At 72.4% G+C, this 15,361-nt stretch carries 7 protein-coding genes; 5 read left to right on the forward strand and 2 right to left on the reverse strand.

Annotated elements, in window-relative coordinates; genetic code table 11:
• Nucleotides 1-194: 194 nt before the first annotated feature.
• Nucleotides 195-6,137 carry a DUF1508 domain-containing protein gene (locus OV090_RS16240; RefSeq protein ID WP_267704579.1) on the forward strand — a complete coding sequence of 1,981 codons (5,943 nt, stop codon included), beginning with the start codon at nt 195-197 and terminating at the stop codon, nt 6,135-6,137.
• A 1,166-nt stretch (nt 6,138-7,303) separates the two neighbouring features.
• Nucleotides 7,304-10,222, forward strand: coding sequence for a hypothetical protein (locus OV090_RS16245; RefSeq protein WP_267704580.1), 2,919 nt, complete (start codon nt 7,304-7,306; stop codon nt 10,220-10,222).
• A gap of 37 nt (nt 10,223-10,259) precedes the next feature.
• On the opposite strand, the gene OV090_RS16250 is transcribed toward OV090_RS16245, so the two are convergent.
• Nucleotides 10,260-10,739, reverse strand: a complete 480-nt coding sequence (locus tag OV090_RS16250; protein ID WP_267704581.1) for a hypothetical protein — start codon at nt 10,737-10,739, stop codon at nt 10,260-10,262.
• A 498-nt stretch (nt 10,740-11,237) separates the two neighbouring features.
• Here OV090_RS16250 and OV090_RS16255 point away from each other — a divergent pair, with 498 nt between their 5' ends.
• The gene (locus OV090_RS16255; RefSeq protein ID WP_267704582.1) at nt 11,238-12,305 is read left to right on the forward strand and encodes a hypothetical protein; all 1,068 of its coding nucleotides are present in this window, start codon (nt 11,238-11,240) and stop codon (nt 12,303-12,305) included.
• A 56-nt stretch (nt 12,306-12,361) separates the two neighbouring features.
• Nucleotides 12,362-13,039: a hypothetical protein gene (locus OV090_RS16260; RefSeq protein ID WP_267704583.1), complete on the forward strand. Its 678-nt coding sequence runs from the start codon at nt 12,362-12,364 to the stop codon at nt 13,037-13,039.
• Between the two features lie 61 nt (nt 13,040-13,100).
• Here OV090_RS16260 and OV090_RS16265 read toward each other — a convergent pair whose 3' ends face one another.
• Nucleotides 13,101-14,126, reverse strand: a complete 1,026-nt coding sequence (locus tag OV090_RS16265) for a hypothetical protein (RefSeq protein WP_267704584.1) — start codon at nt 14,124-14,126, stop codon at nt 13,101-13,103.
• Nucleotides 14,127-14,487: 361 nt separating this feature from the next.
• On the opposite strand from OV090_RS16265, the gene OV090_RS16270 reads away from it, so the two are divergent.
• A complete protein-coding gene (locus OV090_RS16270; RefSeq protein ID WP_267704585.1) occupies nt 14,488-15,339 on the forward strand; it encodes a 3'-5' exonuclease in 852 nt (283 codons plus the stop codon).
• Nucleotides 15,340-15,361 lie beyond the last annotated feature (22 nt).

The raw sequence follows: 15,361 nt of genomic DNA on the forward strand, positions 1-15,361 counted from the left end.
GCCAGCTCCGAGAAGCCGCCGAGAAGCCGCTGAATTCTGCGAACCGAGCTCGAACATGCCCCTTCGGACATCTCTCGGCTGCATCGCCCCGACTCGTCTCATCTCAGTCTCCCGCCGGCGGCATCGCCTCGGCACCCCGCCGCTCGCGCGAGTCCCCTCCGGCCGTCGCCCCCTCGCCTCGCAATACTCCCCGCATGCTCGACCTGTCCCTCCGGCCATCTCGCCCTTGCGATCGACCTGCCCCTCCGGCCATCTCGCCGCCGTCCCTCACCGCCCGCACGATTGACCTGTCCATTCACACATCTCATCGCGCGCCGGTTCATGGCGTGCGCGACGCGAGCGGCGTCCGTGACGCGGCGAATGCTAACAGATCGGGCGCGGCCCATCATCTCTCGCTTCGCCATGATCGACGACTCTGCAGGTCTGTCCCGAGGGACATCTCCTTGCGCGCACACCGACTCGCAGCGGTGGGGTCTGTGAGCCTCGCAAAGCGCGCGCGGATCCGTCCGATCGGCCCTATCTCGGTGCCTGCGCGGCCTACGATCTCGCACCCCTCGCACCCCGCGATCGTGCGCGCCGCGCCGTGGGTGCCCGTGATAGATTGGCAGTGCTCCGGCCTGCCGCCGCACCGGGCGCCGGTCACCGCGGGAGCCAGCCTCGTGTACTTCCGTGTCGTCCAGCAGTCGCGCGACGCGCTCGCGTTCCAGGTCGTCCTCGAGGGCGAGCGCGTCGGCCTGACCAGCGTCGAGTTCCGCGATCAGGCCGCGGTGCAGCGCGCGATCGAGGCCGTCATCGCCAGCCTGCGCGAGGGCGTCGACGCCTCCTTGCAGGTCGACGGCGACAGCTATCACTTCACCTTGCGCGGCGAGGACGGCGAGCTCCTGGCCCGCGGGATCGCCTGCCCCAGCCCCGCCGAGGCCGACGCCGGCCTCGCCGAGATGCAGCGCTGGGCCGCCACCGGCGAGCGCTTCCGCGTCATCAACCTCGCCAGGCCGCAGAAGAGCGGCGCCAGGCCGGTCGACACGATCCAGGTCGCCGTCCGCTACGACCTCGCGGCTTGCACGACGGCCAAGAAGCCCGGCCTCGAGCTGCTGAACCGCGCCAGCGACGGCCTCTTCACCGCCCACGTCCACGGCGAGCGCGGCGAGGTCCTGCTCTACCTGCGCGGCTTCACCACCCGGTTCGCGCGCGACGAGCAGGTCGAATCGGTCCTCGGCGCCGCCGCCGATCCGCGGCGCTACGATCGCCGCGAGGCCGAGGGGCGGCGGTACTTCGTGTTGACCGCCCGCAACGGCCGGGAGATCGCGCGCAGCCCGTGGCTGGCGAGCGAGGCCGAGTGTGACGCCGCGATCGCCCAGCTCGTGCGGCTGGCCCCGATCGAGGCGAAGGAGTACGCGGGCGCCCGCACCCGCCGCAAGGTCGCCGAATCGGGTTACGACCTGACCCGCAGATCGACCTCGGGCGTCGCCGGATTCGAGGCCTTCAAGGCCGAGGACGGCCATCACTACTTTCATTTGAATGACGAGCGCGGCGAGGCCCTCCTCTTCAGCCACGGGTACAGCACGCCCAAGGCCCGCGATCACGGCATTCGCAGCTTGCTCAAGGGCGCCGGCGATCCGGTGTGCTACCGCGTCGCCGCCGACGAGCTTCGCTTCGCCATCTCCGCCGTCAACGGCCGCGAGCTCGCGCGCAGCCGCCTGTTCGGCAGCCGCGCCGCCCTCGACCGCGCGATCGCGTGGATCCGCAGCGACATCATCCCCCTGGGCCGCAAGTACGGCATTCGCCTGTGGGAGTCCTCGTTCATCGAACTCCCGCCAGCGCTCGCCGGCGGCGACGACGGCGCCCCCGCGCAAAACCCCGACGAGCTCGCCCGCCAGGCCCTCGATGCCTCGGGCGACGCCACCCTCTCGCGCCTGGCCCCGCCCGCGACACCAGCACCTCCCGTCTCGCGCGACGCCTCCCCCCATTCCGCCAGCGACGCCTCTCCCCATTCCCCGCTCTCCGCCGCAGGCGACGCTTCCCCCAATTCTCCACTCCCCGCGGGCGACGCCTCCCCTCACTCCCCGCTCCCCGCCAGCGACACTTCCTCTCGAATCGTCGCAGCCCAGGCCTCACTCACCGCCGCGGGCGACGCCTCCCCTCACTCCCCGCTCCCCGCCAGCGACGCGTCCCCGCGAGTCGTCCCGGCCCATGCCTCGCTCTCCGCCGCGGGCGACGCCCCTCATTCTCCGCTCTCCGCCAGCGACGCGTCCCCTCGAGTCGTCCCGGCCCATGCCTCGCTCGCTGCCGCGGACGACACCTCCTCCCCGCCCTCCGCCAGCGACGCATCCTCTCGAGTCGCCTCGACCCATTCTTCGCTCGCTGCCGCGGACGACGCCTCCCATCATTCTCCGCTCTCCGCCAGCGACGCTGCCTCGCCAGCCGCCTCCCCCCATTCCTCGCTCGCCGCCGCGGACGACGACTCCCCCCATTCCCCGCTCTCCTCCAGCGCCGCTGCCTCGCCAGCCGCCTCCTCCTCCTCCGCGGACGACGCCTCCGCACATTCTCCGCTCTCCGCCGCCAGCGACGTTTCGCTCTCCGCCGTCAGCGCCACTTCCTCTGATTCCCCGCTCTCCGCCAGAGACGCCTCCTCGCTAGCCGCTCCCCCCGATTCCTCGATCCCCACCAGCGACGCTTCGTCCCGCGACGCCTCTCCCCTCGCCGCCGCGGTCGAGACCTCCCCCCATTCCTCGCTCGCCACCGAGGGCGACACTGCCTCCCGCGACGCGGATTCTCACTCCGAGCTCTCCGCCAGCGACCCATCCTCCCGCGAAGCCTCTTCTCATTCCTCGCTCTCCGCCGAGGCCCATCCCGCGGGCGACACCTCCCCCTATCATTCGCGCTCCGCCGCCCGCGACGAATCCTCGCGCGACGCTTCCTCTCATTCCTCGCTCGCCCCCGCCAGCGACGTCTCTTCCCCGCTCTCCGCCGCCCGCGACGACGCCTCTCCCGTCTCACGTGACGGCTCCCTCGATTCTCCCGATCTCGCCGCCCCCTCGCTCTCGACCCAGCTTGTCGTCGCCGTCGACGACAAACCTTTCCTCGAGCCCGCGGCCCCTCTGCCCGCCGCATCCTCGCCGTCCGAGGCCGAGCCCCACGCCATCGACCTGCCCGACCTCCAGTTCTTCGACCCTTCGCCGCGCCGCAGCGAGTCACCGCGCCCGGTCGCCGAAGCATCGGAGCCGCCGAGCGGTCCCTTCTCGGCCCGAGAGCTCGACGACGCCCTCGCCCCGCTCAACGCCCTCGAGTTCGACGACGCCACCCCGCTCGTGCTCGACCCGCACGACTCTGCGACCTTCGCCGCAGCGTCCGCGCACGCCCTCCCGCACGTCCCGCTCCCCGAGGACTCGCTGACGATCGAGCTCGACTCGACCGAACTCTCCACCTTCGCCGCAGCCGACACCGCCCGCGCCGCCTCGATCCTCTCCGGCCCCGAGCAAGAGCCCTCTCAACCCCTCGCGGTCGTCGACGCCGCCCCCTTCACCGGCGAGGCCCACATCAGCGGCTCCGGCCACGCATCGGCGGAGACCTCGATCGATCTTCCACTTCCCGACGAGCCCGGAGCGGCCGACATCCCTTCGCGTGGAGAGGATTCGCTGACCCTCGCCCTCGACGCGCTCGAGGCCGAACCGCGCTCCGTCACCGACCCGGCTCAGGATGCCCGGCTCGGCGCGTCCGCGCATCACACCGATTCGCCTCACAGCGGCGCCTCGCCCCTCCTCGACACCAGCGACGCTCCGCAATCTCCCGACGCCCCCCCATCTCTCGGCACTGGCGACGCTCCGCAATCTCTCGATACTCGCGACGCTGCGCGATCCAGCGACGCCCTCGACGCATCGCACCGCCTCGATGCCTCCGCCCCCCCGCAATCTCTCGACACCTCCCACGCTCCGCATCTCCTCGACACTCGCCACGACCGGGAAGACTCCCTGACGCGAGCCCTCGACGAGCTGGACATCGCCGAACATCCCTCCGCCGCCCAGCCTCACGCGACCGGCGGCCACGAAGAATCACCCCCGCTCCAGTCCCTCCCCGTTCCGACCGTCGAGCGCACCGATTCACCCCCGCTCGCAGATCTTCCGCCCCTCGACCGCGCCGATTCTCGAGCCTTCGAGTCCCACGCTTCACCGCCCAGCGACCGCGAGCCGCCAGCGACGCCCCTCGCCGCCTCCGCCGAAGCTTCAAGCTCCGGCTCAGATACCGCCTCGCCCCGCGCCGGCACTCCGGAGCACGTCGCTCCCTCCTCGCGCATCTTCCCACCGCCTCGCGGCCGCGAAGATTCGCTCACGCGAGCCCTCGACGCCCTCGACGTCTCCTCCGACGCCGAACCTCCCCGCGCGCCCCCCTCGCTCGATACCCGCACGGCCGCCCAGCCCCTCCACTCCGCCGGCTATCTGCGCCCTCTCGACACCACGACCCTCCGCACCAGCCGCGCCGCCCTCACCACCACGACGCTCGCCCCCGAGGACTCGCTGACCCGCGCCCTCGACACCCTCGAAGCCTCGCCGGCCGACCCATCCTCTCCCGACGAGCACAGTGATTCCCGCCCGCTCGAGCTCGACGCCCCCCCTCTCGCCGCCGACTCCGAGCCCTCACCCGATCCGCAGGACTCTCTGACTCCCGCCCTCGACACCCTCGAAGCCTCGCCGGCCGACCCCTCCTCTCCCGACGAGCACAGTGATTCCCGCCCGCTCGAGCTCGACGTCCCCCCTCTCGCCGCCGACTCCGAGCCCTCACCCGATCCGCAGGACTCACTGACTCGAGCCTTCGACACCCTCGAAGTCACCTCGCCCTCGCCGGCCCACCACTCCTCCCCGCTCGAGCTCGACGCCACCCCTCTCGCCGCCGACTCCGATCCCTCACCCGATCCGCAGGACTCGCTGACTCGCGCCCTCGGCGCCCTCGAGCTCGACGCCGTCGAAGCACGCGACAATTCCGAGCCCGCGACGCCGACCTCGGACACGCGCCCCCGCGCCGAAGCACCGCCCGCGAAAGAAATCACGGCTCCCGCCCCCGACCGCATCCAGGCCGCCGACGCTGCCGCTCCCGAGCCCCCTTCCCCCTCGCCGGATTCCCCCCCTAGCGAAGCCGCCGCATCATCTTCCCGCGAGGCCGACCCCTCGCTGCCCTTCTCGGCCGCCCCCCCGAATTACGCCACCGAGAATCGAGCTCCGAAGCCAGGAGATTCGCTCACCTCGCTGGCCAACCTCGGGACCCAGGACTCGGGCGGCTTCCGCCCTGCCTCGGAGTCCATCGACCCCGCCGATTCTCTCGCTGCCCTCGCCGCCCTGCACTCGCGCCCCCTCCCCGCCGAGCCCGACCCCGCCGATTCCCTCGCGGCCCTCCAATCGCCCCCTCTCGCCTCCGCCGAGCTCGACCCCGCCGATTCTCTCACCTACCTGCAATCGCGTCACCTCTCCGACCTCGACCCCGCCGATTCCCTCTCCGCCCCGCAATTGCGCCCCCTCTCCGAGCCCGACTCTGCCGATTCCCTCTCCGCTCCGCAATCGCCTCTCTCCGAGCCCGCTCCCGCTGAGTCCGTCCCGCAATCACACCAGTTCTCCCGCGAGCTCGACCCCGCCGATTCTCTCTCCGCGATCGCCGAAGAAGTCGAGCCCGACACGTCCGGCGTCCACCCCCGCACTCCCGACCTCCGCCACGCAACTGGATCCCAGCGCCTCGACCCGGCAGACTCGCTCACCGCCTTCGCCGTCCTCGATCCGCACGACTCTGGCAGCGCCCCCTCGCCGCGCCCCATCGACCCGGCCGACTCGTTCACCGCCGTCACCGGCCTCGAGCCCCGCGACTCCGGCGAGCCCCATCCCGACTCCTCGCCGCTCGCCATCCTCGCCCGGGCTGCTCGCGCGCCGGACCCGTCGCCCGCCGAGTCGCTCACCTCGCTGGCCGTCCTCGAGCCTGACGATGACGATGAACCCTCCACGCCGCCTCCTCCGCCCCAGCGCCGCGAGTTTTCCCCCATCGTCACCGACGACGACGAGTCCGACGAATCCCCCGCGATCGCGGCGTGTCTGCCGGCCCGCCTGCGCCCATCGCCGAATCGACGCTCGCTGCCCCGCAGCCCGATCAATCGATCGTGAGTGATTCACGGCACCGCTCCTCCGACCCGCCCTTGCTGGTCGGGCCGCCGATGTTGCCCGCCCTCGAGGACGCCGCTCCGCTGTATCGATTGAGCGCCCCGCCGCAGCCCGTCCACGACGGTCCGCTGATCCTCTCGATCCCGCTGAACGACCCCACCTCCGCCGCCACCGCGCCCCTCGGCGACGAGGCCGTCGCCGACGACTCTCGCCGCTCTGCCCCGCGCGAGCCCGCCGCGCGCCCCGAATCGCGCCCCACCATCCGCCCCCTGCCTCGCCCGGCCTCGGCCGGCTCCTCGCGCGCCCCGTCCCGCCCGCAACCCGCCTCTCCCTCCCTCGGCTCCTCCCCGAAGTCCTCCGGCGAATCCTCCCGCCCCCACCCCACCTCTCCCTCCCTCGAGCCGCGGCCGAAGTCCTCCAGCGAATCCTCCCGCCCCCACCCCACCTCTCTCTCCCCCGACTCCCCGCATTCGCCATCCCTCCCTGCGGCCCGTCCTTCATCCGCCCCTCGCCCGACCTCCCGTCCCCACCCCGCCACTGCGTCGCTCGATTCCCCCCCGAGGTCCTTCGGCGAATCCACTCGCCCGACCTCGCCGTCTCTCGATGAGTCGCCCGGCCCCGCTCGCGGGTCATCCCGCCCCGATTCCGCGCGCCACCCCGCCTCTGCCTCGGCTCCGCGCGCCGGCGAATCAACCCCGACCGCATCCGGCGCATCGCCCGCCGCTCCCGCCCATCGCGAATCCTCGTCGCCCAGCCCTGCTCGCGGTTCCTCCCGTCCCGATTCATCGCCCCACTCCGCGCCAGCACCGCGAGCCGGCGAATCAATCCCGACCGCATCCGACGCATCGCCCGCCGCTCCCGCCCATCGCGACCCCGCGTCGCCCGGCCCTGCTCGCTACGCCTCCCGCCCCGATTCCGCGCACCCCGCCCCCGCGAAAGACGAATCCACCCTGACCTCCTCTGACGACTCACTCGCCGCTCTCGCCAATCGCGACTCTGGTGATTCGTCCCGCGACCGCCCCTCCGCCGTCGAACCGAGCCACGACCAACCTCGCTCCACCCCTCTCTCCCCCGCCTCATCGGGACCCAGCCTCACCCTCCCGCTCTCCGAGTTCCCGGCCCTGTCGATCGGCCAGCCGGCGGCGTGGATCCCTCCGCACCTCCCCCTGGTGGTCGCCAAACCCGGCCCGCCCGGACCGCTCCCCCCGATCACCAATCCGTACCCGCGACCGTTCATCCCGCCCGGCACCCTCGCCGCCATCGGTCTCGCCAATCGCCCCGGCGCTGCCACTGCCACCAGCCCCGCGCCAGCCGCTCGCGTCGTCTTCGCCCCCTCGCCCCCCACGCCGGTCGACCCTGCCCCGCCTCTCGTCCCCGCCGTCCTGCCCGACCTCGGCCTGCTCACCCCGCCCGAGCCCGACCTCTCGCGCGCCGAGGCCCCCTCGCTCGTGCCCGAGCTCTCCGTCCTGCTGCTGGACGCCACCGTCCCCGGCCCGCGCCGGCGCGAGGGTTCTGCCCCGCTGTTCGCCGCGCGGCGCGAGCCCTCGAGCACCCACGCCGTCCCCACCTTGCTCGCCCGCCGCGAGCCCTCGAGCGCCCAGTCCTCGCCCGCCCTCGTCCCTGCCCTCGACGCCCTCGAGTTCGAGTCCCCGAGCGGCCCGCGTCCGCGGCGTGCGCTGCCCAACCTGATCCCCGAGCCCGGCGCTCCCATCACGGTCATCCTCGACCGCCCCCTCGTCGAGCGGCCCCTCGTCGAGGCCCCGCGGCGCTCCCTGCCCAACCTGTTCCCCGAGCCAGGCGCCCCCGTCTCGCCGCTCGATCGCACCCTCGTCGCCGAGGCCGAGCGCCGCGAGCCGCCGGCGAGCGAGCCACCTGTCCCCAGGGACATCTCATCGTCCTCGCCCGGCACACCCGAGTCGGGCGCGCTCCACGACCTCCCGACCCTCTTGCCGATGGGCCTCGCAGTCACCCAGCCGGCCCCCGTCAAGCCCGCGCCCGCGCCGGTCCTGCCCACCAACCTCCCGCTGCCCAGCCTCCCGCCGCTCCGCATGGCCCCGAGCGCCCGCGATCGCTGGCTGTGGCTCGGCGTCGTGCTCGCCGCTCTGGCCTTCCTCGGCGTAGTCGCCTCCCGCTTCAACCGCGGCGACGAGCCGACCTCCGAGGTCGCCGAGCTCGTCGTTCCGCCCGCCGATCCGGTCGACCCGCCGCCCGAACCACCGCCCCCCGATCCCCCACCCGTCGATCCTCCCGCCGAGCCCCCGCCGCCCGCCGTCGTACCGCCCGCGCTCGCCGGTGCCACCATTCATTGCCCCGAGGCCGACGATCCCGCGATCGGTCTCCTGGTCGCGCCATTCACCCCGCTGGCCGGCGAGCCCCTGCAGATCTTCGCCGCCACCCTCGACGACGACGTCGCCCTCGGCCTGCACGTCCTCGCCGGCGACGGCGCGCTCGCCGAGGCCCTCGATGCCCGCGTGCACCTCGGCACCCCGTCCTCTGCGGTCGCCGGCTTCACCCCCGCCGCCGCCGGCGAGTACACCTTCGCGGTCGTGCGCGACGGCGCCGCAGTGACCTGCTCCAAATTACAGGTCCTCACCGAGCCGCCGCAGCGCCCCCCGTTCGCCGCCAAGGGCCGCGCCTGGGCCGTCGAGCGGGCCTGGACCGCCGCCGAGGAGGCGCTCTACAGCGCCTGGGTGCGCGAGCTGTTCGCCGCCGCGCCGGGCGACGCGCCCGGCCTGGCCCGCCTCGACGTCGCCACCGGCGATCCCGCACGCAACCTCCTCCACGACGCGCTCGGCCTGCAGGAAGATCGGCTCGACAATCCGGTCGGCCTGCGCCTGCGCCCCGACGGCGCCGACCTGCCCTACGTCGTGCGCGCCTACTGGTCGTGGAAGCGCCGGCTCCCGTTCGCCTATCGCAAGTGCCAGCGCGGCGGCGACGGCAAGGCCCCGCGCTGCGGCGACGCGCGCACCAACCTCGCGCCCGGCCCCGGCTTCACCATGCCGGCCACCGAGCTCGCGCGGGTCCAGCGATTCGTCCACCGCAACCTCGGCTGGGGCGTCCACGCCGGCAACACGCGCACCGCCGTCGGCGACTCCGCCTCCGACCTCTACCCCGCGCGCCTCACCCACCGCGGCCTGCGCCCCGGGGCCGTCTACGCCGACCCCTACGGCCACGTCTTCTTCGTCGTCGACCTCGTGCCCGCGCAGGACGGCCGCCCGGGCGCCCTGCTGGCCGTCGACGGCCAGCCCGACGGCGGCATCGTCCGCCGCGAGTTCTGGGAGGGCGAGTTCTTGTGGAGCACCGAGCGCGCCCACGGCGGCGTCGGCTTCAAGCAATTCCGCCCCGTCGTGCGCCAGCCCGGCGGCGGCCTCGTCCAGCTCGGCGACGCCGCGATCGCCGGCGCACCTGACCTCGGGGACATCTGGACCGGCCACGCCGAATTGGCCGGCACCGCCTTTTACGACGCCGTCCGCGCGCTCCTCGAGCCGCCGCCGTGGGACGCCTCCCGGCAGCAGCGCGAGGCCGTCGCGGCCTTCGCCGCGCTCGCGCGCGACCGCGTCGGGCCGATCGATCGCGCCGCCGAGTTCTCGCGCGACCGCAAGCGGGCGATCGCCATGCCCAAGGGCTGGCAGGTGTTCGAGGCCACCGGCGCGTGGGAGAGCCACTCGACCCCCGGCCGCGACCTCCGCCTGCTCGCCGCCCTCGACGTCGTCCGCGGCCTGCCCGACCGCGTGCGCGAGCGACCCGCCCTCTACGTCACGGGCGGCGACCCCGAGGCCCGCGCCCGCGCCCTCGCCGAGGAGCTCGACGTCCTGCTGCGCGACCCGCAGTACGCGATCACCTACACCCGCAGCGACGGCAGCCCGTGGACCCTCACCCTGCGCGACCTCGCCGACCGCGAGGAAGCCCTGGAGCGCGCCTACAACCCCAACGATTGCCCCGAGCTGCGCTGGGGCGCCCCCGAAGGCAGCGACGAGCTCGCCACCTGCAGCTTCCGCGCCCCCGCCGACCAGCACGCGCGCATGCAGGCCTACCGCGGCTGGCTGCACCAGCGCCGCCCGCCGGCCCGCGGCGACAAGTTGCCCTGACAGCGCACCGAACCCGCGTCGAGCTCCTGCTCCTGACTCAGAAGCATTCGCGCGCGTGTTGCACTCGGCGGACGACCAGAGTCCCGCTGACTTTGTGGTCCGTCCCCTTCATCACCAGATCCAGCGCGAGCTCGGCACGACCGTCCTCGAGATCGCGCCAGCGGACCTGGCCCTGCAGCCGCCACACGGCGGACCCGACCTGGAGGCTCTCCGTGTAGACCGCCCTCGAGCCCCCGTGGACCTCGGCCTCGCCCTCGCGGGCCTTCGGCAGCTCGATCAGCAGCTCGCCGATCCGCGGCTCGACCTCCCCCCAGCGATGGCTGGCGGTCAGCGTCGCGCGGCCGGGCGCGGGCCGGAACTCGAGCGTGCGCCCGGACGAGCGGCGCAAACCCGTGTCGTCGACCAAACACGCCTGCTGCCACTCCGCGGGCACGAACGGCTGCGGCGTCGCCTGGGGACGCGCACACGCGCAGGCGAGGAGCATGACGGCGGCCGAGGGCAGGCGAACAGCGACCATGGGCCCATGATACCCGCGTCATCCTCGCGACGTCGCCCGGTCGCAGCTTTGGCTTCGGACGTCTGTCGGCGAGGTCGAGGGAGACCGGCGACGCACCGACCCCGCGACGCAATCCTGGGTGTCGGCCCGACGACCTCGACCGCCGCCACCCGGCGCCGCCTCGCCTGTCCCATTCGACATGCTTTTTAGAGCATGTCCTTGTAACCACCTCGTCCTCTCGCGCCGAGCCGCGCCGGATCCATGCTCGATCCCGTGGCTCGCCGGCGCACGCGGCCCGGCCCGTCGGCGCGCGAACCCACCCGCCGCGTCTTCGCGCCTCTTCGCCGCGCGCGAGCACCCGCCACCCCTGTAGCGATTTCGTCACCTCGCGCGGATCCGCCCGACCATCTTAATATACACACCGTTCCGCCCCGCGCGCCCGCGCCCGCGCCCGCCAGCTTCCGTCGCGTCGTCCTTCCTGGCAGCCTGTCTGTTCAGCCCCGCCTGCAGGAGGCCGCCGTGTTTGATTCCGTCGTCCTGGACATCGCCATCGGACTGATCTTCGTGTTCCTCGCCACCAGCCTGGCCATCACCGCGGGCAACGAGCTGCTGGCCTCGATCTTCAAGTGGCGCGCCAAGGACCTCGCCGCCGGCCTGCGCCTGCTCGTCGGCAGGGACGACGGCGAGGGCCGGGCCGGCCAGCCCGACATCACCCGCGCCCTCTACCAGCACCCGCTGCTGCGCGGCCTCCACCGCGACGCCGCCACCGGCGGCGACAGCAAGGCTCCCTCGTACATCCCGCCGCGGATGTTCGCCATGGCGCTGCTCGACATCGCCTTGCGGCCGGCCGACGGCACCGGCCAATTGGTGGCAGGCAACCTCGCCGAGATGCGGGCGCAGATCGAGTCGAAGCGCGGCGAGCTCGGCAATCGCGTCACCGACACCCTGCTCACCTTCGTCAATCACGTCGAGCTCGACACGCGGACCGCGGTCAACAAGCTCACCGTCCTGCAGCACGACGTCGAGGCCTGGTTCAACGCCGGCATGGGCCGCGTCAGCGAGGTCTACCGCCGGCGCGCCCAGCTGTGGAGCACTTTGCTCGCGGTCTTCTTCGTCGCCGCCCTCAACCTCGACGCCATCCGGATCACCCGCTCCCTGGCCAACGACCCGGTGCTCCGCGCCTCGCTCATCGCCCAGGCCACCGAGGCCGTCAAGCAGGAGACCCCGCCCGCGCACCTCACCCCGGCCGCCCCGCCGTCCACCGACGCCAAAACGCCCCTGCCGACCCCCGCCGCCGAGACCGCGCCGTCGGCCACCGCCGGCGCCTTGCGGCAGTTGCAGACCGACATCAGTACCATCAATCAGTTGGGCATCCCCGTCGGCTGGGAGGACAACCCGCCGCAGCAGAACGGGTGGTGGTGGGTCAACAAGGTCCTCGGCCTGCTGCTGACCGGCCTCGCCGCCTCGCTCGGCGCCCCGTTCTGGTTCGACGTGCTCAAGAAAGTCAGCAGCCTGCGCGCTGCCGGCCGCATGCCGCCGCCGCCCGACACCTCGAATACGCGCCGCGACCCGCCCGACCCCGCGTGAACCGGCCTCGCGGCTGCTTGAGGGCCGGCCGCGCCGCGCGGTAAAATGGAAGGACCATGTCGCCGCTCGCCCGCTCGTCGCGCCGCCTGTCCCTGCTCGCAATCATGCTGACCGGCTGTCCGCCCGTCTACAAGCAGGGCGACACCACCGCCGAGACCACCACCACGGGCGGCACCACCAGCACCACCACCGAGCCGACCCTGCCGACCGGTCCGGGTGCCACCATTGGCACCACCACGGTCGACACGACCACCACCACCACCGGCGCAGTCGACACGACCACCACCACCGGCGAGCCCGCGACCACCGGCGAACCAGCGACTGCGACCTCCACCAGCGAGGCCACCGGCACCACAGGCACCACCGGCGAGCCGGACCCGGGCCTGATGGGCGAATGGGGCCACGCCTGTCAGTCCGACGACGAGTGCTCGGCGATCCTCGGCGACAAGGGCGTGTGCCTCACCGACATCCTGATGCTCTATTCGCTGCCGGGCGGCTACTGCACCAAGGAGTGCACCCTGCCCGACGCCATGACCTTCTACGAGGCCGACGACCCCGCCTGCGCCCCCGATGCCCTGTGCATCGGCGCCTCCGGCTACTTCGAGGCCTGCGCCGTCGAATGTACCGACGACAGCGATTGCCCGCGCGAGGGCTACGAGTGCCGCCTGCTGCCGCAGATCGGTCAACCCGGCGACCCGATGTTCTGCCTGATGACCGACGAATACATGCTGTGAACCGCGCCGCCCGGGCGCGGTCCACAGCAACGCGTCATTCACGGGTGCTGCGAGCGGAGCATCACCAGCCGTGATCCTCCCACACGTGGCCGATGTCGTAGATGTCGCCCTCCACGGCGTTCACGATCTTGATCTTGCGGTCGAAGTTCTTGTAGTCGACCGAGTTCCCGACCTTGCCGAGGCGGTACCACGCCGCCTCGGAGATGTCCTCGCTGAACAGCAGGCTCACCGAGGCGTTGTTCTCGGCCCGGTGCCAGAACTGGATGTCCGGGCCCACGTGATAGTACGTCTGATTGCTGGGAGAGGTCGTGATGTCCGGGTGGTCGCCCAGAGTGCAGATCACGATCCCGGACTTGGCGGCGTCGACGTTGTCGGGCTCGGACGGCCAGTCGTACGAGTTGTACATGTACGCGTGATACTGGTCGGGGCAGTAGCCCGAGCAGGCGATGCCGAAGTCGATCGGATCGTTCTGCGGCGCGATCCACCCGCCGCTCTCGCCAACCTCCATGCCGAAGATGAAGTTTTCGTCGCCGTCGATGGCCGGCAGATAGTCGTGGACGGCGTCGATGAACTCCGAGTCGTTGCAGAGGTTCACGCGGGGCAGCACGTACTTGCTCTCGGCGAGGTTCTTGAGGAACCACCCGCGCTCGCCGAGGGCGTGGTTCGGCTCGCCGAGCAGCGCCTCCGGGACGGCCACCTCCGGCTCGGTGACCGCGAGGAACAGGTCGAGCATCGAACCGGTCGCGAACGCCGGCTCGATGCCGATGCTGACCGATCCGAGGGTGCCGGCCTCGAGCAGCTCGAGCGAGGGCTTCTCCATGCCCGGCAAGTCCAGGCTCAGGAACATGAGCCGGGTGCCCTGCACGTCGACCTGGGCGACCTTGGTGACCCCCTCGCCCAAGCGCGCCTCGCCGTCGCGGATCGGCGGGAGCTTCGCCTCTTCCGCCGGCTGCTCGAGCTCCGGCGCCGGCTGGGCCTGGGCCTCGCCGTCGTCGGAGCCGCTGTCACACGCCGAGCTCAGCGCGATCGGAGCCGCCAGCGCGGCGAAGGAAAACAGGATCGTGCGGTAATCGATGGATGTTTGCATGACGGGGATACCTCTCGGGTTGCTGCTGTGATTCGTCGCGGATCGACGCGCGACCGGGCGCTCTCGTCCGCGGTTCGTGCCCGTCGCTCTGCAAACACGGGGACGCCAGGCACGCTCGAACGAAATGCATCCATTTCAGGGACTTGCGCGCACCCGTGGAGATCCCGCCGCGAGCGGCCAAGGACGCTGCCGCAGGGGCACTCGCCCGCGCCCGCCGGCGACGAAAATGCCCCGCTCGCCCGCTCGGCCGCCGACAGCGGCGGAGCGGCTGCCCCAGGGGCAGCTGCCCCTGGGGCAGGCGAGGGACCGACGCCGCCCGCCTCGTCAGCGCGCGCGACCTGTGCCACCATCGCCGCCCGCCATGCCCGCCGCGTTCGACCGCGTCGTCGTGCTCGACTTCGAGGCCACCTGTGACTCGAGCAACCCGCCGAGCCCGCAGGAGGTGATCGAGTTCCCCTCAGTGCTGGTCTCGCTGCGCGATCTCGAGGTCGTCGACAGCTTCAGCACCTTCGTCCGCCCGGTGCATCACCCGACCCTCAGCGCCTTCTGCACCGAGCTCACCACCATTCGCCAGCAGGACGTCGACGGCGCCCCGGTGTTCGCCGACGTCCTGGCCGCCCACCGTACCTGGCTCGAAGGACATGGCCTCTTCGACAGCAAAGGCCGCGAGCGGTTCGCCCTCGTCACCTGCGGCGACTGGGACCTGCAGACCATGCTGCCGGTCCAGTGCGCCGCCGCGGGCATCTCGATCGGCAGCCTGCCGCGCGCCTACCGCCGGTGGATCAACATCAAGAAGATCTTCCTCGACGTCCTGAAGAAGGCCAAGACCACCGGCATGCCGGCCATGCTGCAGGCGCTCGGCCTCGAGCTGCAGGGCACCCACCACCGCGGCATCGACGACTGTCACAACATCGCCCGGGTCGCCCTCGCCCTGGCCGACCGCGGCGCCCGCTTCGAGCTGACCGGCAAGCTCGCCGCCTCCCACTACCCCGAGCTCCCGCTGGAGCTGCAGTGGGGCGACCGCCTCGATCGCGTCTTTTTAAAAAAGCGCCACCTCGCCAGCTTGCTCGGCCTCGCCAGCGGGGTGTTCCGCACCAAGATCGTCCGCGCCACCGGGCCCGACGGCGTAACGATCGAAGACGACGACCCGCTCGCCGAGCTGCCGCCCGAGTCGCGCCTCCGCGTGTTCAGCGCCCGCGACCCCGTGACATGACCGCTTCGACATGTCTTCTCGA

Source organism: Nannocystis sp. RBIL2 (genome assembly GCF_026626745.1).
Lineage (GTDB): Bacteria > Myxococcota_A > Polyangia > Nannocystales > Nannocystaceae > Nannocystis.